Annotated in this window: 20 protein-coding genes; 6 read left to right on the top strand and 14 right to left on the bottom strand. The window is 39.3% G+C overall.

The features are described from left to right. Window positions 1-9 precede the first annotated feature (9 nt). Both Q763_RS08355 and Q763_RS08350 read right to left on the bottom strand, forming a co-directional pair. Complete coding sequence (locus Q763_RS08355; RefSeq protein WP_035133151.1) at window positions 10-2,823, bottom strand: GH92 family glycosyl hydrolase; 2,814 nt, start codon at window positions 2,821-2,823, stop codon at window positions 10-12. A gap of 115 nt (window positions 2,824-2,938) precedes the next feature. Then, window positions 2,939-3,346: a hypothetical protein gene (locus Q763_RS08350; protein WP_035133428.1), complete on the bottom strand. Its 408-nt coding sequence runs from the start codon at window positions 3,344-3,346 to the stop codon at window positions 2,939-2,941. 56 nt (window positions 3,347-3,402) lie between these two features. Between Q763_RS08350 and Q763_RS08345 the strand changes: the two genes are divergently transcribed. Further along, window positions 3,403-3,879 carry a copper resistance protein NlpE gene (locus Q763_RS08345; RefSeq protein WP_035133150.1) on the top strand — a complete coding sequence of 159 codons (477 nt, stop codon included), beginning with the start codon at window positions 3,403-3,405 and terminating at the stop codon, window positions 3,877-3,879. Window positions 3,880-3,910: 31 nt separating this feature from the next. On the opposite strand, the gene pheS is transcribed toward Q763_RS08345, so the two are convergent. Both pheS and Q763_RS08335 read right to left on the bottom strand, forming a co-directional pair. Further along, window positions 3,911-4,930, bottom strand: a complete 1,020-nt coding sequence (gene pheS, locus Q763_RS08340; RefSeq protein WP_035133148.1) for a phenylalanine--tRNA ligase subunit alpha — start codon at window positions 4,928-4,930, stop codon at window positions 3,911-3,913. A gap of 95 nt (window positions 4,931-5,025) precedes the next feature. After that, entirely contained in the window at window positions 5,026-5,382 is a 357-nt protein-coding gene (locus Q763_RS08335) for a hypothetical protein (RefSeq protein WP_035133146.1), read from the bottom strand. Between the two features lie 98 nt (window positions 5,383-5,480). Between Q763_RS08335 and Q763_RS08330 the strand changes: the two genes are divergently transcribed. Then, on the top strand, window positions 5,481-6,032 hold the full coding sequence (locus Q763_RS08330) for a CvpA family protein (RefSeq protein WP_035133144.1): 552 nt from the start codon (window positions 5,481-5,483) through the stop codon (window positions 6,030-6,032). On the opposite strand, the gene Q763_RS08325 is transcribed toward Q763_RS08330, so the two are convergent. The 8 genes from Q763_RS08325 to Q763_RS08290 all read right to left on the bottom strand — a co-directional run bounded on the left by Q763_RS08325 (window position 6,029) and on the right by Q763_RS08290 (window position 15,120). Continuing rightward, a complete protein-coding gene (locus tag Q763_RS08325; protein WP_035133143.1) occupies window positions 6,029-6,775 on the bottom strand; it encodes a tetratricopeptide repeat protein in 747 nt (248 codons plus the stop codon). The two genes, Q763_RS08330 and Q763_RS08325, sit on opposite strands and share 4 nt — an antisense overlap. Window positions 6,776-6,808: 33 nt before the next feature. Next, complete coding sequence (locus Q763_RS08320) at window positions 6,809-8,563, bottom strand: BatD family protein (RefSeq protein WP_035133141.1); 1,755 nt, start codon at window positions 8,561-8,563, stop codon at window positions 6,809-6,811. A 65-nt stretch (window positions 8,564-8,628) separates the two neighbouring features. Continuing rightward, window positions 8,629-9,477, bottom strand: coding sequence for a tetratricopeptide repeat protein (locus Q763_RS08315; protein ID WP_035133139.1), 849 nt, complete (start codon window positions 9,475-9,477; stop codon window positions 8,629-8,631). After that, complete coding sequence (locus Q763_RS08310) at window positions 9,478-10,512, bottom strand: vWA domain-containing protein (protein ID WP_035133137.1); 1,035 nt, start codon at window positions 10,510-10,512, stop codon at window positions 9,478-9,480. Between the two features lie 2 nt (window positions 10,513-10,514). Further along, window positions 10,515-11,519 carry a vWA domain-containing protein gene (locus Q763_RS08305; RefSeq protein ID WP_035133135.1) on the bottom strand — a complete coding sequence of 335 codons (1,005 nt, stop codon included), beginning with the start codon at window positions 11,517-11,519 and terminating at the stop codon, window positions 10,515-10,517. Window position 11,520: 1 nt separating this feature from the next. Further along, entirely contained in the window at window positions 11,521-13,137 is a 1,617-nt protein-coding gene (locus tag Q763_RS08300; RefSeq protein ID WP_035133133.1) for a BatD family protein, read from the bottom strand. Between the two features lie 24 nt (window positions 13,138-13,161). Then, on the bottom strand, window positions 13,162-14,025 hold the full coding sequence (locus tag Q763_RS08295; RefSeq protein WP_035133131.1) for a DUF58 domain-containing protein: 864 nt from the start codon (window positions 14,023-14,025) through the stop codon (window positions 13,162-13,164). Between the two features lie 90 nt (window positions 14,026-14,115). Then, window positions 14,116-15,120: an AAA family ATPase gene (locus Q763_RS08290; protein ID WP_035133130.1), complete on the bottom strand. Its 1,005-nt coding sequence runs from the start codon at window positions 15,118-15,120 to the stop codon at window positions 14,116-14,118. Window positions 15,121-15,381: 261 nt separating this feature from the next. Here Q763_RS08290 and Q763_RS08285 point away from each other — a divergent pair, with 261 nt between their 5' ends. The 4 genes from Q763_RS08285 to Q763_RS08270 are packed head-to-tail and all read left to right on the top strand — an operon-like array spanning window position 15,382 to window position 18,683. Further along, a complete protein-coding gene (locus tag Q763_RS08285) occupies window positions 15,382-16,251 on the top strand; it encodes an aldo/keto reductase (protein ID WP_035133128.1) in 870 nt (289 codons plus the stop codon). A gap of 52 nt (window positions 16,252-16,303) precedes the next feature. Further along, window positions 16,304-17,056, top strand: a complete 753-nt coding sequence (locus tag Q763_RS08280) for an SDR family NAD(P)-dependent oxidoreductase (protein ID WP_035133125.1) — start codon at window positions 16,304-16,306, stop codon at window positions 17,054-17,056. Between the two features lie 54 nt (window positions 17,057-17,110). Beyond that, window positions 17,111-17,551, top strand: a complete 441-nt coding sequence (locus Q763_RS08275) for a four helix bundle protein (protein ID WP_052123327.1) — start codon at window positions 17,111-17,113, stop codon at window positions 17,549-17,551. Beyond that, window positions 17,544-18,683, top strand: coding sequence for an ATP-binding protein (locus Q763_RS08270; protein ID WP_035133123.1), 1,140 nt, complete (start codon window positions 17,544-17,546; stop codon window positions 18,681-18,683). The genes Q763_RS08275 and Q763_RS08270 overlap by 8 nt, the downstream gene beginning before the upstream one ends. A gap of 36 nt (window positions 18,684-18,719) precedes the next feature. Here the strand turns inward: Q763_RS08270 and Q763_RS08265 are convergent, their stop codons facing one another. Both Q763_RS08265 and Q763_RS08260 read right to left on the bottom strand, forming a co-directional pair. After that, a complete protein-coding gene (locus Q763_RS08265; RefSeq protein ID WP_035133121.1) occupies window positions 18,720-20,876 on the bottom strand; it encodes a T9SS-dependent choice-of-anchor J family protein in 2,157 nt (718 codons plus the stop codon). Between the two features lie 146 nt (window positions 20,877-21,022). Then, window positions 21,023-22,426: a T9SS-dependent choice-of-anchor J family protein gene (locus Q763_RS08260; RefSeq protein ID WP_035133119.1), complete on the bottom strand. Its 1,404-nt coding sequence runs from the start codon at window positions 22,424-22,426 to the stop codon at window positions 21,023-21,025. Window positions 22,427-22,515: the final 89 nt, after the last annotated feature.

Here is a 22,515-nt window from a genome sequence, read left to right as displayed (position 1 = left end):
TTATTGTTATTACTTAACTGTTATTTCGTCTATAAATATAAATGCCTGCCCGCCGGCACCCTGATGCCATTGCGGCAGTGTACCGAAGTTATAGGCTTTTACTTTTACGTATCGTGCAGTTATATTATTAAGTTCTGCCGTGAAATGTTCTATCACATTATCCTGCCTTGCATCTGTTTTGGTTTCAATGGTTTTTACTAAGGTAAAGTCACTGTTGTTATCCGAAACATAATACTCCACTTTTACAGGCATTAATATCCACGAACGGCTATCCTGCAAAAAGCCAGCTTCGATAGTATTAACAGGCATTTCTTTCTGCAAATCGATTACCGCTTCAAAATCCTGATTTTGATATCCCTGCCAGTCACCTTTACGCCAGTTGGTAGTACCTTCTATCCCGTCTATAAGTCCTTCAGGGCCTCCGGCATGGTACATACTGTTGAATTTAGATTTGGTATCAATAGTATAATCATTTGGCTTATTTACAAAATTGGCTGTAACCACATGGCTTATTTTACGGTTTGTTTCAATATAGGCACGTATTTCACAGCTTTCCGTAACCTCAAAAGGCGCAGTATATTCTTCAAACACCCTGTTTTCATTTTCGTTTAGCGGAGTATTGATAATGTAGTACATTTTCTCTGCACCAAAAGGAGCTTTTAAGGTTACTGTTGTTTCTCCTTTAAACGATTTCCCTTCTGCTTCTATAGCAAGCACCGGAACTATTTTAGTATAAGGCTGAGCCTGAGTACCAACAACAGGATCAACAAACTTAAGGTCTTCCTTATAATCAGACTTTCTTATAACAGCCGTTTTTCGGTTTTCCAAATGTACTTTTGCCTCTGTAAAATACGGTTCAGTTTTTTGCCAGTAATTATCTCCCGGAGTCACATCATACAGTCCTAAACTGCTTAACACATACCAGGCACTCATTTGCCCGCAGTCCTCATTTCCTATAAGTCCGTCGGGTGTGTTTTTATAAAACTCATTCAGTATATAATGTACCTTTTCAGTAGTCTTTTCGGGTTTATCAATATAGTTATACAGGTAAGCCATGTGGTGGCTTGGCTCGTTGCCATGTGCATACTGACCTATAAGACCCGTAACATCTGCCTGATGACGACCAGTTGTTTTACTTGGTAAGCTGAACATTTCATCAAGTTTGGTTTCAAATTTTTTATTTCCGCCATAAGCAGCAATAAGTCCTTCTATATCCTGAGGCACAAAAAAGCTGTACTGCCAGCTGTTGCCTTCGGTAAAGTTATTATTGATTTCACGGGCATCGAAGGGCTTTTCCCAGCCACCGTTCTTTTTAGGACGCATGTGACCCGTTACAGGATCAAAAATATTTTTCCAGTATTGAGAACGCTTCATAAAGTAGTTGTACTCATCTGTCTTACCCAGTATCATTGCCATTTGGGCAATACACCAGTCGTCATAAGCATACTCTACGGTTTTAGATACACTTTCGTGTTCATCATCAATACTTATAAATCCGTTTTCCTTGTAGGCTTCAAGTCCTAAATGATCCAGCATGGCGCTGTGTTTGGCAGCCTCAAAAGCCATTTCGTAATCAAATCCTTCAATTCCCTTAGCCATAGCATCGGCAATAACCGAAACAGAATGGTAACCAATCATACAATCGGTCTCATTACTGGCCAGTTCCCAAACCGGAAGCCTGCCGCCCTGCTCATATTGCTTTATAAACGTATTTATGAAGTCTGACGTGCGTTTTTCATCGATAAGGGTATACAATGGGTGTGCCGCCCTAAAAGTGTCCCACAGCGAGAATACAGTGTAATAATCAAATCCTTCCGCTTTGTGGATAGCATTATCACGCCCACGGTACATACCATCTACATCCATAGCGATGTTAGGCTGCATCATAGTATGATATAAAGCTGTATAAAAAATAGCCAGTTTTTCACTGTCATCTGTAGTCACTTCAATTTTAGAAAGTTCCTTATCCCAAAGTCTTTTAGCTGCCTTTAGGGTCTTTTTAAAGTTGAAACGTGGCATTTCCTCCTTCATATTTTTAGCAGCGCCTTCATAACCTGTTGGCGATAGCGCTACTTTAACCAATAACTTCTCCCCTTTTTTCACTTCTTTACTAAAGCTGATGGCTAATAACGAACCCGCAAAAAATTTATCGGTCACTTTCGCCGGAGCAAAAGCATTGTTGTTTACCGCCGTTACCTTTACAGGAGAACTAAACTCAATTCGGGCATATACATATTGGTCACGTGCCCATGCCGAACTCTCCCTAAGCACCTCAATGGTTTTCTCATCTATAATTCTTACCTCTCCCATTAAGAGCTTATCACGATGGTTAAGGTCCAGTATAATATTAGCCTGACCTTTTTTAGGAAAGGTATACTGATGCAAACCTACCCTTGTTGTTGTAGTAAGTTCAGCTTTTATGCCATCGTCATCAAGAAGTACCGAATAATATCCGGCAGAAGCAGTTTCATTATCATGTGAAAATGAAGAGGAATACTCCCTGGCATCCAGTTTTGGTTCACCCATAGTGGGCATCAGCATAATATCACCAAAGTCTGAAACCCCTGTACCATTAAGATGGGTATGTGAAAAACCGTAGATAACCGAATCAGAGTAATGGTAGCCTCCGCAACCGTCCCAACTACCGTCAATACGGGTATCAGGGCTTAACTGCACCATACCGAAAGGCACTGTAGCCCCCGGAAAAGTGTGGCCATGACCACCTGTCCCTATAAACGGATTTACATATTGAGAATAATTGCTCGACTGGGAAAAAACAGCCGTAGTAAACAGCAGTAAAAGCAGTAATAATGATTTATTCATTTTTTAGCTAAAAATTTTGATAAAGATGAAAAAATTACCTCATAAAACCAACGCTTACTGCGTATAATAAAAAAGCTCCGGGATTTCCGGAGCTTTTTTATTATGTTTTGCATGCTTATTTGCTAAGAATACCTTTTTTCTCAATAACAGGCAGTTCCTCCACATCATCTTCGTTAATAGATCCTGCAATGAAAATATAGTCTTTCTCATACATTACATTGTCTTTAAAATAAGTTACCATAAACTTATTGTGTAACTGTAAAACAGTTTTGTCCATCATTTCGATCTTTACGGCCGAATTTCCCGGTACTTCCTGGTAAGCATGGCGCATCATGGAAGTTTTGCGTTGTTCACCATCAATTACACCATTAGCGTTTGACACCACTATGGCTGTTTCAATTTTGTCTTTGTTATCATTAATCAGATAAGCATACCATGTGTTTTCATTAAAATCTTCATTCCACTCCTGCATAACTGCGACATAAACATTTTCTACCACAGGTATTGTAATATCTTTCCTCATTTTAGTACCTTTAAATTCCTCTAAATTTTTATTAAACATTATTAAACCAAAACACCATGAAAAAAATTTCAGCACTAGCTATTTTGGCCCTATTGGCTTTTACATCATGCAAAAATGGGGAAAAATCGTCGGATGAACAAACCCAAACCGAAACTGTTACCGACACAACAGGCACAGAAAACCCCTCAACATCAGTACCTACAGGGGATAACAGTGAAAATTCTTTAGATTGGACAGGGGTATATAGTGGCACTGTTCCCTGTGCAGATTGCCCCGGAATTGAAATTGAACTACAGATAAACGACAACAACACCTATTCGTTGTCGGAACATTATCTTGAAAAACAGGAAACAGCTAACATGAATACGGGAAGTTTTACCTGGGATGATACCGGAAGTATTATTACCCTGGATGAAAACGGGATGGGAAGAAAGTTTAAGGTTCAGGAAAACAGCATTAAGGTACTCGCCCCGGATGGCACTGCTATAGAAGGCGAACAAAAAGAAAAATATACTCTTAAAAAAGTAGGATAAACAAAAAGGCCCGCAGTTGCGGGCCTTTTAATTATATGCTTGATTTGAATTGCTCAAGGAAACGTACATCGTTCTCATAGAACATCCTGATATCGCCAATTTGGTATAACAGCATCGCTATTCTTTCTATACCCATACCAAAGGCAAAACCATTGTACTTCTCGGCATCAATACCACAGTTTTTAAGCACGTTTGGATCTACCATACCACAACCGCCTATTTCAAGCCATCCGGTACCTTTAGTGATCCTGTAATCGGTTTCTGTTTTAAGTCCCCAGTAAATATCCAGCTCGGCACTTGGCTCAGTAAACGGGAAATATGAAGGGCGTAAACGTATTTTAGATTTACCAAACATCTCTTTTGTAAAATAAAGCAGGGTTTGCTTCAAATCGGCAAAAGAAACATCTTTATCAATATACAAACCTTCAACCTGGTGGAATATACAGTGAGAACGTGCTGAAACAGCCTCATTTCTGAATACTCTTCCCGGAGAAATGGTACGGATAGGCGGTTTGTTTTCCTCCATATAACGGACCTGTACTGATGATGTATGTGTTCTTAAAAGCACATCAGGATTGGTTTGGATAAAAAACGTATCCTGCATGTCTCTTGCCGGATGGTATTCCGGAAGGTTAAGTGCCGTAAAGTTATGCCAGTCATCTTCAATTTCAGGACCTTCAGATACGTTGAACCCAATGTTAGCAAATATATCTATCATTTGGTTTTTCACAATAGATATAGGGTGACGTGACCCTACCTGGAAAGGCTCTCCCGGACGCGAAAGGTCGCCATAAACGCCTTTAGCCTCCTCTTTGCTTTCCATAGCATCCTGAAGTTCGGTAACTTTGTTTTGTACTGCTGATTTGAAGGCGTTAATAACCTGTCCGAATTCTTTTTTCTGCTCGTTTGGAACATTTTTAAATTCGGCCATAAAGTCATTTACAATACCTTTCTTACTCAGAAACTTAATCCTGAATGCTTCCAGCTCTTCCTTGTTTTGGGTTTGAAAAGCTTCGGCTTCAGCAATATAACTTTTAATCTTTTCTATCATCGTTGTTCAGTAAAAGTGTGCAAATTTATGCATTTTAAAAATGATGTGCCACCTATTTTTAGGGTATATTTAATATTTATGGATTATAAACCCAATTATGAAATAAGTCCCTTTTCCAAAAAGTAGTCTACAATAGCACCTTTCATTAAAACAGACTGCTCCCCTGCCTTTAACGGCGGAAGCTCTTCCTTAACCGTATAATGCGGCCATCCGTCTTCGTCAAAATAATCAAATTCATAATAACCATAAGGCTCTAACAGCCTGCAAATGGCAATATGCATAAGGTTGATTTTATCGTCTTTTTTAAACTTGCGTTTAAATTTGCCCAGTTCCTGTACCCCTATAAGGTAAATTATGGCATCGAGATCCAGCATTTCACCATCGGCAAAACGTTTGGATAATATATCTACAAGCTGATCCCAGCGTATCTTTAATTGTTCGTCCCTTGACATTATATCTTTTTTTAAAGCGCAAAGATAGTTACTTGCTTTGTAATTATAAGTAATCGTTGTATTTGGATTATTACCAAAGTCTGCTAACTTTGTTTTCAATGAGTGTTATTGATATTATACTGGGCGGATTACTGCTTTACGGACTTATAAAAGGACTGTGGAGGGGCTTATTTGTAGAACTGGCCTCCCTCGTTTCTCTAATTGCCGGAATTTTTATCGCCCTGAAATTTTCGGGTTTCCTGGCAGGTGTGCTTATCAAGTATGTGGAATGGGAACCACGCTATATATCCATAACTGCATTTTTAATCACTTTTATTGGCGTAGTGCTGGGAATAATACTTCTTGCCAAGTTTTTTACCAAACTGGCCGATTTTGCCAGCATGGGACTGCTTAACCGAATTCTGGGCGGGGTGTTTGGCTTCCTTAAAATGGTTTTGATACTGAGTGTATCCCTTAATTTTTTTCTAAAACTAAACAGCAATAACGTACTGGCTAAGGAAGAGACCTTAGAGGAATCCATCTTTTTTTACCCGATGCTGGAAATATCAAACACCATTTTCCCTATTCTGGAAGAATGGTTTACCGACTTTAAAGAACAGCAGTTACCGGAAGAAAAACCGGAAGTATTTAGCGATGAACAGACTATTTAGTTTTTCAGTTCTTTAATATCGGTATCGCTTATCCAACCTGTTGTTTCGTCTGCAAGTTCGATTTTCTTCCATTTACCCAGTACCTCAACAACATTGACTTTAGAGCCTTCATGCAGTATAAAGGCATCCGGTGCATTTGTTAGTGGTTCACTTTTAACCGATGCTACTTCACTAAACACTATAGCAGGACGCATTTTAGACTCCTGTGTTTTTACAAACACAGCTGATATTATACTGACAGCTATAACTAGTAACGAAAGAAATATCCCTGCAAAAAATATTCTTTTTAGTGCTGTAGATCCCACAAAGTAGTAGCCCACAAAAAACAGCAATACGCCAAAAGCAAAGGCTACAGCTATCCATGCCCAGGTATCATAATGATAAGTGCCTACCATACCGTAAAACAGTTTAGTAAAGCCCACCTTTGGCACTTCCTTAATATCGTCAATAACCATTTTATGAGCGTACCCAAGGTTTATTTTTACATCCTTATTGTTAGGTTTTAACAGCAGGGCTTTCTCATAATTGTAAATAGCCGGAGCTACCTCATTAAGCTTATAGTAGGCATTCCCCAGGTTAAAGTATACTTCGGCCGACTCCTTTCCTTCCTTAAGGATGCTCTCATAACTTTGTACGGCTGCCTGATAATTGCCTTCTCTGTATTGTTCATTACCCTTATCAAATGCCGATTGTGCAGCTATTAGCTGCGTAAAAAACAATAGTATATATGCTAAATTTTTCATTGTATCTCTACTTTGCCTGATTCAAAAAACATGTTAAACCTGTTTCTCTAAAGCGGTTATTACTGTTACCGCACTTTGATAGTCCTGCTGCATTGCTGTACCCGATGACGGTGCATAACGGGCAAACTCACAACTGTCCATTATCTTGATGAAATCGGTTACCGTTTGTGCATCTGCCTTTCGATTAAGTAACAGTTCCTCTATGTTTTGTTTACTCATTTCGGAAGTCTCAATACGCAGCTTGGCCTTAAGGAAATTATGAAGGGCTTTTTCAAGCGCTACATAAAATGCTTCCTTATTACCCAGCTCTTTCTTGGCTGCCGAAAGGTATTTTTTAGCCAGTTTGTTATTCTGTCTTATTTTATTACCTACCACATCACTGTCGTAAGCTTCTTTTTTCTTCCTTGCCAGTACTATTACGGGTATTAACAGGAACGGAACAAACAGCAATGAGTAAAATAATCCCGAACCAAAGAAATCTTCCCTGTCCATAGCCACCAGTTTGGTATCCAGATCCACAAACCTAAACTGCTGTGACGACTGTACCGATTGCTTTTGAACCCCTGTACTGTCTGACGGTGTATTTGAAGCCACGGCATCTCCGGTAGCTTCAATCATAATATCCTGAGAAGTTATGGTTTTATACTTACCTGCCTTTGGATCAAAATACGAGAATGATAGTGGTTTGATAGGGTACTTACCTCTGTTTTGCGGCACTATAGTATAAACATCGGATATTTTACCTGTCATACCTGATAATGGCACCGATACGTTTTCCTTATGCTCAGGATCAAACATATCAAGAGCCGATGGCACTACAGGCTTAGGCAGTGTGAACAGTTTTAGGTTACCTTTTCCGCTAACGGTTACATCCAACTGAAGCGATTCTCCGGTTTCCAGATTGGTTTTGGAAGGTGTTACCTTAAAATCAAAGCTACCTACAGCACCGGTAAAATCATCAGGTCTGCCTTCGTCAGGCAATGCTTTTACGTTAATATATTTACTTCCTGAAGACACTACCTTATCCTCATTGGAATAACTAACAAAACCAAAACGGTTACGCTCTGTAGGTACCTGCAAGGTCACATTAAGCAATAAAGGTTCTATTTCAAGCTTACCGCTTTTTTGCGGATATAGCACTGTTTTTTGTAATACCACATAACGGTACATTTCACCATTATACATCCCCTTTTCTATCTTAAGGTTTTGCGGATCGGTACGATCTGTCTGACTCCAAAAATCGTTGAATTTAGGATTTTCGGTTTCATAGAAATTGGTTACACTACTGTTCTGGCTAACATAAAGCTTATACACCACACTAACAGGTTCGTTAATGTATGGGTTACTGTTACTTACCTCAGCCACAAGGTGAATACCCTCGGCAGCACTTTGCTTAGCCGCTTCAAACGGATCCAAAATCTTAACTGCATCTCCTACAGTAATAGTAACAGGATCTGTTTTATATATTTTACCTTCTATTTCAATACTTGCCGAACCAATGGTAAAAGTACCCTTTGAAGTAGGTATAAGGGTATAATCATAGCTCTTGCTGTAAGTATGCTTACCGTTTACCCACGAATTCCTTATACTTTGCATAGGCCCCTGTGCCCTAAATCCGTTAAAAGAAGGAGGTACAAGGTTATCTCCGTCCTTGTTCATGGTAAAACTTATCCTAAGGCGTTCGTTTACCCCCAGTTTGGTTCGGCTGGGTTCGGCTTTAAACTCAACGTCCTGGGCAAAAACACCCTGCGCAAATAACAATAGTATTAGTAAGATGTATCTTTTCATCGTTTTCAATTCCTTAATCTGAACAATATATATTTTTCAAATAAGTATCCAATCTTTTTAAACTGTTACCAGTCTTTTTCTTCCCTGTTTCTTGGTACGCCTTTTATTTTTTCGGCGTTTATCTTATCCTGGACTTTTTTCTCCTCGTTGTTCATAGCGTCAAGAAGATTTTCCATTCGTTGTTTTGAAGGACTGGCCTGTTGCGGTTTCTGATCCTGATCTCCCTGCTGACCGTCGCCCGGTTTGTTTTCACCTTTATCGTCCTGCTTATCCTTATCTTCTTTACCGCCTTTGTCCTTCTGATCGTCTCCCTTATCCTTTTTAGGGTCGTTACCCTTATCCTCAGGTTTTTTGTTCTTGTCGTCTTTATTATCTCCCGACTGATTTTTATCCTGATTCTTGTCGTTGTGGTCTTTATTCTGATCCTTATTTTCGTCGTTCTTATCCTCGTTCTGGTTTTGATTTTGCGGCGGATTGTTTTTCAGCATTTCCTTCGCTAAAGCAAAATTATAACGCGTTTCCTCATCATAAGGATCATTTCGCAAAGCATTACGATAGGCCTCTACAGCCGTTTGGTAATCCTTTTGCTCCATGAGCATATTACCCAGATTATGATAAGCCCTGTGCTTGTCTTTCTTGGTTTCAGCCTTCTCTATGGCATCAAAATAAGCATACATGGCTTCACTGGGCTTACCCTGCCTGTAAATAGCATTACCAAGATTATACATTGACTGCGGATTGGTAGGATTTTTAGACTGCGAAATCCTGTAATCTGCCTCAGCCTCTACATATTCCTTTTTAGAGAATTCCTTATTCCCTTTTGAAAGGTATTCGTCTTTTTTGTCCTTCTCCTTTTCCTGAGAGAAAGCCACAAGCGAGCATAAAAGCAAACTATATGTTACTAATCCTTTCATTTATTCTTTTTCATTAAAAAGGTTTAACTTCCTTATCCATGCCGTTTTCCTGTCTAAAAGGAAAACATCTATAAACAGCAGTAAAAACGCTGCCCCTAAAAACCACTGGTACTGCGAATCGTAAGTAGCAATTTCTTTCGACTCAAATTCGGTTTTCTCAATATTATCCAGTGCTTTCTTTACATATTCGGTTACGTCCCTGGTATTTCCGCCATAAATATAACCACCGTTAGAACGTTCGGCAATAGTTTTAAGCGCATCAGGGTATAATTTAGTAATTACTACCTCTCCATCCTTATCACGTTTGTAGCTTTCTGTTACACCGTTACGCTTCAGCGGAATGGTTCCTCCTTTTTCGGTACCTACACCAATAGTGATAATTTTTATTCCTTTTTCCTTAGCAGCTTCGGCAGCTTCCATCGATCCTTCTCCATGATCCTCACCGTCACTTATAAGTACAAGCAGTTTACTGGTTTGCGGATCATCATAATAAGTGGTAGCCAACTCTATAGCCTGGCTAAGGGCTGTTCCCTGAGATGAAACCATATCGGTATTCATGTTTTGCAGGTACATTTTTGCCACACTATAATCAGATGTGATAGGCAGTACCGGATAAGCACCTCCCGCATACCCTATTATACCAATCCTGTCGGTCCCCAACTGATTGATGATTTGCGATACTATCTGTTTGGCTTTTTCAAGCCTGTTTGGCGCAATATCTTCGGCAAGCATACTCTTGGATACGTCAATGGCAAAAACAATATCTATACCCTCACGTTTTACAGTTTCGGTTTTCGTCCCTATTTTAGGATTTACCAAAGCCAGTATAATACCCGAAAGTGCCAGCATAAGTACTATAAATTTAAGCACGGGCTTAAACACCGATTTTTCGGGAGTTAATCGCTTCACCAAATCGGCGTCGCCAAACTCACGTTGTTTTTTTCTTTTCCAGTATAAGTTAAAAAGGAACAGCAGTACCAAAACCGGCAGCACTCCAAACAAATACAAATATTTTGACTCGTCTAATTCGTACATAATTAAATAAAACTTCTGTAAACCGTTTTTCTTACAATGATCTCAATAAGCAGCAACCCGAAAGCAAACCACAGGTATGGTCTGTACTTTTCGGTATAATTATAATACTTAAGCTCTTTTATTTCGGTTTTTTCAAGCTTGTTGATCTCATCATAAATTGCCTCCAGCTTGCTGTTTGAATTTGCCCTGAAATACTGACCGTCTGTCTTCTCGGCAATCTCTTTCATAAGTGCCTCATCAAGCTCTACTTTCATGGTTCTGTATACCCATTCTCCGTTTGGCTTTCTTGCATAAGGCATTTCAGCATTACCGTTAGTACCCAGGCCAATGGTATATACCTTTATGCCATACTCCTTAGCAATATCGGCAGCCATTCTTGGGTCAATAAACCCGGCATTGTTTACACCATCGGTAAGCAATATTATGATACGGCTTTTCGCCTTACTTTCCTTTAGCCTGTTAATTGCCGTGGCAAGCCCCACGCCTATACCGGTACCGTCTTCCAGTACCCTGTCGTCATATTTAACCGACTCTATAGCTGCCTTTACCATTTCCTTATCGCTGGTAACAGGGGTTTTAGTGTAACTCTCTCCGGCGTAAACCACAAGTCCGATACGGTCGTTTGGTCGTTCGTCCACAAACTTCTCGGCAACGGTTTTAAGTGCCTCAAGCCTGTTGGGTTTCAAATCTTTCGCCAGCATACTGCCCGAAACATCTATCGCCATAACGATATCAATACCGCGGGTAGTTTTTGTTTTACTGTCCACATCAACACTTCGTGGTCTTGCCATTGCTATAATCATAGCACTTAAAGCCAGTACCCTAAATACAAACAGCATTGGTTTTAATCTTGCCAGCAATGATGGCTTTACTTTAAATCCGTTTACCAAACTTATTTTAAGCGTAGCCGTTTGCTGTTTTCTTTTCCATATATACCATCCTATAGCCAGTGGCAGTAACGTAAGCAGCCAAAAGAAACCGGGATGTAAAAAAGTGACATCTTTCATCTTAGTTTTGTTTTCTGAATTCGACTGAGTTTTTAATTCTGTCCACAATTTTAGGAGCATCCTCATCTGTTGCAGGATACATCATTACTACCTGTTGTATACCGTTTGCCTGTTTGAAATACAGTATCTCATAATCGTATTTCACACCACCATCACCTAATGGATTTGGCATGCTCATACTACCATAAGCCCTTAAGCCTTCGGCACCATCAGGTGTAGTAAAGCTATCCTGTTTTACTAATATATCTTTTGCCTTTAAGGCTTCCCATTGTTTAGACATATCATCAAAAAGCATATCCAGTTTTACATCTGTAGGTTTTTTATAGCTAAGCGTAGAAACCGCCACATAAAAATTACTGAACTGCATACCATAGCTAAACATTTGCATCTCTTTCACAACAGCAATAGCTTCTTTTGGCAAAGTTTTCTCGGCATCCACCCTTTTAAGCACTTTAGGAGTTTCTATAATAACTCCGGGATTACCGTACTGGCTTTTTACCCATTCGGCTTTTAACAACTGGTTTGTAGGCGAGAAATTATCCTTAATAAAGTCGACTCCTTTAAACACTAAAAAGCCTGCAACAAGCAGTACCACTACTCCTATTGAACTTCCAATAATGATATTCTTTTTTCTTTTTGCCTCTTTTTGACGTTGTTTTTCAAGCCAGGCCAGTGTATGTTCTTCATCCTCTTCCTTCTCTTCCGGAATGGATTTATCTATAACCACAATGGTTTTTTCTATTTTCATTCGGTCTTCCGCCACCTCAAAGTCAAGCGGCTTGGACTTGGCAAATTTTACCATATCTGCCGTGCGGAGTACTTTTTCAAGTTCTTCAAAAGTTTCCCTTGTAAGCGCCATACGCTTACGCGATACTGCGGCACGCATTGCCTCTATAAGTTCGCTGGTCGTACTTTCCATTGCCGGCACGTGTATCGCTTCTTCAATGTAAGTACGGGCAATATCAGTAAGTTCACTGTAGTAATCTTTTATCGCACCTCGTTGTAAAAGATCTTTTTTCTCCAAATCCCTAAGCTTAACCGTAGCTTTTTCTATAGGGCTTGTAAATACAACAGGGGCTTCTTTTGGAGCAGCCTTCCTGTTTCTAAGATACCTGTAAACAAAATAACCGGCTGCACCAAGTGCTGCCAGTCCTAATAATACATACAGCCACCACCAGCTCATTTTAGATTCGGCTGTGGCTATATCCTTAATATCATACATTTTTTGTTTTAGCGTATCTACCTTTACATTGGCTACTTCTATACTAAGCGAATCGGTTTGATATGGCTCATTATCAATAATAACCGGAAGACTTGGTATTACGTAGCGCCCGGAATCAAACTGTGTAAGTCCGTATTTTTTAATAAGTTCATACAGTGCTCCCTTCTTTATCGTATCTGTAGGATAGGATTCCAGCACCTCCAGCTGTCCGAAGTTTTTACCTTCAGGAAAGCCTACGTTAGCTGCCGTATCTACAGTGGTTTTTAAAGTAAGGTGAAACTGCGACCCTATTTTAATTTTAGTGGAGTCGATACTTGTTTCCACCTGCTTTTGCTGTGCAAATCCGCTAACCGCAAGCAGCATCAGCAAAAACGAAAATAATTTTGTTTTGGTCATCTTTATCATGATTATTAACCCAAACTATCGTGATTTAAAATAGCCCAGCAGCTTAGTAACATACGACTCGTCTACACGGGTACTTAGTGACCCGGCACCACATCGGCTAAAGGTTTCGTTAAAGTACTTTACCTTACCCTGATAGTATTTTTCATACTCAAGCCTTACCTGTTTAGAACCGGTATTAACCAGCATGGTCTGTCCGGTTTCGGCATCAGTCATGTTTACAAGACCCAGGTTAGGTATTTTTTCCTCGCGTTGGTCGTATACTCTAACACCTGTAATATCGTGTCTTTTGGCTGCTATTTTCAGATTGTGTTCATAGTCGTCCGACATAAAATCGGATATAAGGAAAACAATAGCTTTTTTCTTAAGTACGCCCGACAGAAATTTAAGCGCCTGCGAAACATCGGTTTTTTTGCTCTTAGGCTGAAATTCTATAAGCTCACGAATGATTCGTAGCACGTGTGATTTTCCTTTTTTAGGCGGAATAAAAAGCTCAATTTCATCTGAAAAAAGGATAAGTCCTATCTTATCATTGTTTTGAGTTGCCGAAAATGCCATGGTTGCAGCAATTTCGGTTACAATTTCCCTTTTGAACTGGTTTTTGGTACCAAAGCTTTCAGAGCCACTCACATCGGCCATTAGCATCATGGTAAGCTCACGCTCTTCCTCAAAAACCTTGATGTAAGGTTCGTTGTAACGTGCGGTAACATTCCAGTCTATAGCCCTTACATCGTCTCCAAACTGATACTGGCGTACCTCACTGAACGTCATACCACGCCCCTTAAAGGATGTATGATATTCACCCGAGAAGATATGATCACTCAACCTTCGGGTTTTTATCTCTATTTTACGTACCTTTTTTAATATCTCTTTTGTATCCATAATCTTTACAGTCTAAAAGTCTAACGTTTTTAAAGTCATAAAGCACAGCGATACTGCTTATCCCTTTATGACATTTGACTTTATGACGGTTTATGGCACCTCTACCTGGTTTACTATCTTATTGATAATATCCATAGAAGTTATGTTTTCGGCTTCAGCCTCATAGGTAACACCAATTCTGTGACGAAGCACATCGTGTACTACAGCTCTTACGTCTTCAGGCACTACATAACCTCTTCTCTTGATAAAAGCATAACACTTTGATGCCAGTGCAAGGTTGATACTTCCCCTTGGCGATGAACCGAAGCTTATAAGTGGTTTCAGTTCGCTTAAGTTGTACTGTTCAGGGTAACGCGTGGCAAAAATCAGGTCAAGTATGTACTTCTCTATTTTCTCGTCCATATATACTTCACGAACGGCCTGTTGTGCCCTTAATATCTGCTCCAGCGATACTACCTGGTTTACCTTATCAAACGAGCCCGCAAGGTTTTGGCGTACTACCATACGCTCATCCTCAATTTTAGGATAGTCAATAACGGCTTTCAGCATAAAACGGTCAACCTGTGCTTCCGGTAACGGGTAGGTACCTTCCTGCTCTACCGGATTTTGCGTTGCCATTACCAGGAACGGTTTTTCCAGCTTAAAGGTGGTTTCCCCAATGGTTACCTGCTTTTCCTGCATCGCCTCAAGTAATGCCGACTGCACTTTTGCAGGAGCCCTGTTAATCTCATCGGCAAGAACGAAGTTGGCAAAAATGGGTCCCTTCTTAATACTGAATTCGTTTTCTTTTATGTTATAAATCATGGTACCCACTACATCGGCAGGAAGTAAATCGGGCGTAAACTGTATACGGCTAAAGCTTCCGTGTACCGCCTGCGAAAGGGTATTAATAGCTAGGGTTTTTGCCAGTCCCGGTACACCTTCAAGCAAGATGTGCCCCTGACCCAGAAGTCCTATTAAAAGACGTTCAATCATATACTTTTGCCCAACAATTACCTTGTTCATTTCCATAACAAGCAGGTCTACAAAAGCACTTTCTCTTTCTATTTTCTCATTAATTGCCCTTATGTCTAAAGCGGCAGTATTTTCTTCCATAGTATATAGAGTTTAGAAGTGTGAAGTTAATAAGCTTTTTTTACATTACAAATTCATTGCCGAAATTGCATTTTTATTGTTAACGTAGTGTTAATGCTACATCAAAACATCCAAGTTATAACAAATCGGTTCATTGTTTTTATAATTTTAAGCCAAAAGAACTGTAAAATCGATAAAAATTGCAGCAATTAAAACGAACACAGCGCTGTTTAAGTATATAAAAACGTAAATTTATCACAATAAAAATCTTATTAAAAATATATGGATATTAAGTTATCTCCCATTATAGCCGGTGCTATGAACTGGGGTGAATGGAGCAGGAAGTTCAGCACTGCCGAAATGTCAGAAATGATTCACAAATGCATTGAGTACGGCATCACCACTTTTGACCATGCCGATATTTATGGCGGTTATACTACCGAAGGTGAATTTGGAAAAGCTTTTACCCACAGCGAGGTAAAACGGGAAGATGTACAGATTATTTCCAAGTGTGGTATCCAGCACACTATAGGTATACGCAACAATAAGGTAAAACATTACGATTATTCCAAAGACTACATTATCAAATCGGCCGAAGGTTCACTTAAAAACCTGGAAACCGATTATCTTGATATACTGTTGCTGCACAGGCCAAGTCCGCTTATGAATCCCGATGAAATTGCAGAGGCAGCCGAAAAGCTGAAAGCCGAGGGAAAAATACGTTTCTTCGGGGTTTCCAACTTTACCAATTCCCAAACCGACCTCATCAAATCCAGGACAGAAGTGTTTTGTAACCAGATAGAATTCTCAGCTACGCATATTGAACCTATGCTGGACGGCACTTTGGACTACATGACCCTAAACAATATAAAACCAATGGCATGGAGTCCTATAGGCTGCATTTTTAAAGAAGATACCGAACAAACCCAACGCCTTAAAAAACTACTTTTGGAACTGGTTGCCAAATATGAAGTAACTGCCGATGTGATTTTATTATCATGGATATTAAGGCATCCGGCAGGTATCATTCCCGTGTCAGGTTCTACTAATCCTGACAGGCTTAAAAACCAGATGAAAGCTGTAGATGTACAACTGGAACTGGAAGACTGGTTTGCCATTTGGACAGAAAGCATAGGAAATAAAGTGCCGTAATAAACAATACAGAAACTAAATAAGGATAGCATAACATTAACTACTTACCACTATGAAAACAGCATTAATAACGGGAGCTACCAGCGGTATAGGCAGAGCCACGGCAACCTACTTCGCAAAAAATCATTTCAGGCTTATTTTATGCGGAAGGCGTGAAGAACGCCTGGCAGAGCTACAGGATGAGTTTTCCGGACTAACACAAGTACACACACTTAATTTTGACGTTAGGGATAAAGAGGCTGTTGCCGAGGCAATACAGTCAATACCCGACGATATGAAGAACATAGATATACTAGTGAACAATGCCGGTAATGCCCATGGCCTCGACCCTATTGAAAACGGAGATGTAGACGATTGGGATGCCATGCTGGATATTAACGTAAAAGGGCTACTGTATGTATCTAACGAGGTTATACCGGGTATGGTGGAACGTCGCAGCGGACATATTATAAACATAGGATCCATAGCCGGGAAAGAGGTTTACCCTAACGGGAATGTATACTGCGCCTCAAAACATGCCGTTGATGCCATTAATCAGGGTATGCGAATGGATTTAAACCAATATGGTATTCGTGTGGGCGCAATAAACCCGGGGCTTGTTGCAACAGAATTCTCTGAAGTACGTTTTAAAGGAGATACAGAGCGTGCCGAAAATGTATACAAAGGGTATTCCCCCTTAAAAGCAGAAGATATTGCCGATATTATCACCTTTGTGGTAACAAGACCATACCATGTAAATATAGCCGATCTGTTGGTACTGCCAACTGCACAGGCAAGTGCTACAATCTTAAACAAAAAAGTGTAAAACAGTTCCTCGTTCCATGTTATTGGTTGCGGGTTAATACACTACAGATAGTTTATGGCTAAAATAAAGACATTTGAAGATTTACAGGTATGGCAATCCGCCAGAGATATCTGTAATGATATATGGCTATTATTTGAAAGAACACCTTTAGGAAAAGATTTTGACTTGCGTAATCAAATGTCTAGGTCTTCTGGCTCAGTAATGGATAATATTGCTGAAGTTTTTGAGAGAAGTGGAAACAGGGAGTTTATCCATTTTTTAAGCATTGCCAAAGGATCCTGTGGAGAATTAAAGTCACAACTATACCGAGCATTAGACCGAAAGCATATAAATGAAGAACAATTTGAGAATTTAACTGTAAAAATCAATTTGGAGAACAGTAAATTAGGCGCATTTATAGTTTATCTTAATTCTACCGAATACAAAGGCAGTAAGTTTAATCCGTCAGCAAGTAACCCTAAACCAGGAACAAGTAACCTTAAAAACAATGATTAACAAACGACTTCTTATAAAAAACCTGCTGGCTCACAACGATGAGAGCAGTTTTTATGACAAGAAGCGTCAGCTTAATCTTCATACTAAAGAAGGAAAAGCCAAGTTTGTTAAACATATATGCGCATTGTCTAACTCCAACCCTTCTAACAACTCTTATATCGTTGTGGGGGTGGAAGACCATGATAATGAAATAACAGGGACCGATTTTTATGATGACAGCCGCATTCAAAATTTAGTGAATGCCTTTTTGGAAAACCCGCCCCGCATTCAGTATGAAAATGTACCATTCCCACAACTCTCAAAAGAAAAAGTGGTGGGACTGGTAACCATACGCCCCAACAACAAGATTTCTTACTTTAAAAAAAATATTTACACCATACCTATGGGTACGGTTTTTATGCGACTGGGCAGTAATTCCATTCCGGTAGAGGAAGTTCCTTCATTAAACTATCAAAATACATCTACGGTTATTGATATAGAGAACAATTCCCGCAACAGTATTGCCCATACGTTAGAAGGTGTGCTAGATTTTCTCAACACCCGTCATAAAGATATGACATCGGGCTATAAAGTGTTCAAGGAACTGTTTATAGTGTGCTGGGCAGGAAATAAAAAAGTGGTTAGAGGCAAAACCTATTATTCCAGAGTGGATATAGAACTGATAAACGAACAGGTAAAGCTTTTCTATTCAGCTCTAGACGAGGTAAGTATTGACCATACCGATGATACTTTTTCCATTACCGAATATGTATCACTCGGACTTAATGACAAAACCAGTTATTATCCGCTGGAAGAAGTAACCATTCGTTTTCATGACAATGGATACTACAAGATAGATTCTAACCTGATATTCGATCCGCCACAATACAATCGTAAAATGATGTATCATATTTACAATTCCAACCTCTCCCTTTTGGCAAAACTGGAAAAAGGCATATCGCTATCAGAAAGGGAAAAAAGAGATATAAACAACCTCTCTTCCACCTTTATGATTTGCTACTTAAATGGGTTTGAGGATGCTAAAGACAGACTGGTAGACGCTAAACCGCTACTAAAGGCTTATGAAGACCCATCGGTATATGTTTCCTTTAAAGAGGCCATGCGCGTATTACGAAAAATGAAATACTCATAAATAAAAAAGGCAGGTTTTAAACCTGCCTTTTTTATATTACTTCTTAATAAATTTCATGTTTTGTACTGTAGCCTGAGTACTGAGCTTTATAAAGTATAAGCCAGGTTGCAGGGTTTGTACATTTATACCTCCCTGCGGATTGGCTTGTTCCACACAAAGTTTTCCGTTCACATTATATACCTGTACTGATGTTAGTTCCTCACCGTTTTGAGAGCCAAAATAAAGCCTGTCACTAACCGGGTTAGGGTATAAAACAAAATCATTAGCAGTATACTGGTTAACGCCTAACAGTTCAATTATTTCGGTATTAGCAGTATTAGTTACAATAGCCGGATTAAAATCAAAATAAATATCGGCTGTACTGTCAAACATATCTCCTAAAGCAACCGAACTGTTTGGTTTAACCCTGTAGGTTACATAACCATGACTGCCCGGCTCGTCTGACGTACTGTCGGCAAGATAAATACCATCAAAACGAAATTCCAGTGCATTACCCTCTCTGGTAACCGCATAATCATGACTCGATGTTAACGGCTCAAAAGTTTCCCAGTCAAAGGTGTCATCAAGTATATTTTCCAGCCTTACGTTTACAGCAGGGGCTGTTCCTGTATTTTGAAAACGGATAGTATAATGCAGATAACCTCCTGCTTGCTCAATTGTAATTTCATCTCCTTCATGTACCGTAATATCGTTAGGATCAAAAGAGTTTACTATTATCTGGTTTAATACCGTTGTATTATCTTCCGGAGTGTTTTCTGTTTCTGCTATTGTGACTTCCGATGTAAAAACAAGTTCATCATCAGCCTCGTTATCAGGTGGAGGCAATACATAAAAAGAAACAGGAATATCTTGAATTGAAAGTGCCGATAAATCGGTAAGATCAAAACTTAAAACATTATCTGTAAGCGTGTAAGTATTAGGTGAACTTTCAAAATCCAACCTTTCATCATCAAATGTTACATACACTGTTGCCGAAGTCATAGCCACTGTACCATTGTTTTTTACAGATAAAATATAATTACTGTTAAACCCCGGTTGAGCCTGTCCTACAGGGATAAGGGTTACAGCCAAGTCGGTAACAGCATCAGGCATACTATAACAAAAATCGACAGAAAGATCATCATCACTAAAATCAAGATTTCCCTCATACAACGGCATTACTTCAAATCCTTCAGGAGCATTTACCTGTATGGAAACATCTGTAACATCATATTCCAGTTGCCCTAAGCTATAATATCCGTTACTGTCTGTGTAAACAGATATTTGTTCGTCTCCAATGGTTACAACTACTTCTGCCCCCATAACCGGAGAATCACATACCTCATCACCATCAGTGTCATAAGTTATAACTCCTCCAAAACTGTTTAGATTATCAAAATAGTAAGGTCCTACCCATGAACTCACTATACCTTCTGAACACATTGATCTTAAATAAAACTTATATGCTCCGGTAGAGATGTTGTCAATAACAAATGTATTTTCACTTGCTACTACCCCAGACCCTGTTGGCATGGCATCTGCAGGCATGATTTCTATTTCCCACTCTGCTTCTTCGTTGCCGGTCCATGTTACTGTTGCCGTTGTATCTGTAACCTCAACAACCGTTACGTTTTCCGGAGGTGCACAATACCCAAAAAGTGAGACATTATCTATAAGCCATCGGTCTCCATTATCCCCTTCCATAACAAAAGCAATATACGCCTGCTGCCCTATATAAGCTTCAGGTATAGGGACTGTGATTTCATTATACTCTGTTTGTAAAGGGTTAATTTCAAGTTCAGTCCATTCCTGTAGAGAAACATAAGGAGCAAGATCTGAAGGATCTGAGTCAGTACTAATCATAACCCTATAATTAGTACCCTGATCATCGTTTAATGTTAATCTTGAATAAAATTGCAGCGTTGAATTCTGTTCTGTAATATTCACCAAAGGTGTTACTAGCCAATCCTGAGCAGCAGAGCCAGTATCGGGAACATCTTCCCTGTTAATAAAAGCGGCATAATCTCCCTCATAAGGAGGTAAAAAAGCATCTCCTGGATTTATCCGAGTCCAGGATTGTAATACTCCAACCCCATTCTCGTAAATAGTCCATCCCTGAGGAGGGAAAACATCCCCTTCAAATCCTTCAATAGCCTGTTGGGCAAAACAGCCCATTGACATGGCTAAGAACAATGTAAGTAATTTCTTTTTCATAAGCGGTTAAATTGGTTTTTATCCAAAAATACAGTTTTATTTTTAATAAAAATCAGTATTTGCTTACATTTTCGCGCTTACACAACCAGCTAAAACACTTAAAAATAATAAATTACAAAAAAGGCAGGTTTAAAACCTGCCTTTTTTTATTGTTTAATAAACTTCATATTTTTTGTTTCTGCACCGGTACTGAGCTTAATAAAGTATAAACCCGGCTGGAGTTTTTGTACATCCACACTGCCTTGTGGCTTATTTTGTTCAATGCACAGTTTACCATTTACATCAAACACCTGTACAGTTTCCGGCTGCCCGATATTTTGTGATGTGAAATAAAGCCTCTCTGTAACCGGATTAGGGTATATTGAAAACTGAGTATCATTAAGCCTGTAAGTACTCTTTACTTCCACCTCAACATCATCAGGTAAATGTTTTTTCACCTTATCAAAGCACATATCAATACTTACATCAGGTTGTGTATTAAAATCAACAGACAAGGCTACAGGGTCAATCTCTTTAAATCCTTCGGGAGCAGTTACCTCTACGTTCACAGTAGCAGTACTAAGGTTTAAAGGATAAAAACTATAATACCCAAGGCTGTCTGTATAAGTTGTATATACATACTCTCCTTCATTTACTGTGAGTACTACCTCTGCGCCCTCAAGCGGAGAATCACACTCTTTGTCTTTATCACTGTCATAACTAACAACACCATCTATACCGTTATAAAGTATAAAACTATAAGGACCTGACCATTCACTTTGATTAATTTCAGAGCATACAGCCCTTACATAATATTTGTAATTTCCTGCAGCAAGCCCGGTTACAGTATAACTGTTTTCACTTACCAATACACCAGTGCCTGTAGGATTTTCGTTTGAAGCCAAAAACTCAACCTCCCAAAGCGACTGGTTTACACCTGTCCAGCTAAGGGTAGCCGAATTAGGTACAGTAACAGAAGCATCAAGATTTGTAGGTTGCTCACAGTAATCTTCTATAAAAGACACATTATCAATTAACCATCTGTCGCCATAATCATTCTCCATAACAAAAGCGAAATAAACCTGCTGTCCTATAGCTTGCTGTGGTATAGGCACATATACCTCACGGTATTCCATTTGCACAGGGTTAATTTCAAGCTCAGTCCACTCTTTAACAACCGTATAATCTCCAAGATTTGAAGAGTCAGGGTTAGTACTCATCATAATTCTGTAAATACTCCCCTGATCACCATTTAAGGTTAACCTTGAATAAAAATGAATTGCCGGGCTATTGCCTGTAACAGTCGTGTAAGGAGTTACCAGCCAGTCTTGAGCAGTACCATATACATTAGGTACATTCTCACGGTCAATAAATGCCGCATAATTTCCTTCATAAGGAGGAGTGAAAGGATTTGCTTCTATAGTTTGTTGCCAAAAATGTATATAACCTACTCCATTATCATATGTGCTCCAGCCATCTGGTGGAAAAACTACGTCTTCAAAGCCTTCAACAGGAGTTTGCGCAAAACATCCCAGCGTTCCCGCCAGGAATAAGGTAAGGATTTTTTTCATTACTGTGATTTTTAATTGGTTTGAGGCATAAAAATACATTTTTAAACAATTAAAAATATCTCTTTTATATTACATTTTTTTTAATCTTT

Origin of the sequence: Flavobacterium beibuense F44-8, assembly GCF_000769915.1 — a bacterium.
Taxonomy (GTDB): domain Bacteria; phylum Bacteroidota; class Bacteroidia; order Flavobacteriales; family Flavobacteriaceae; genus Flavobacterium; species Flavobacterium beibuense.
The sequence above is the reverse complement of the archived record's forward strand: the minus strand, read 5'-3'. Positions and strand labels throughout refer to the sequence as shown.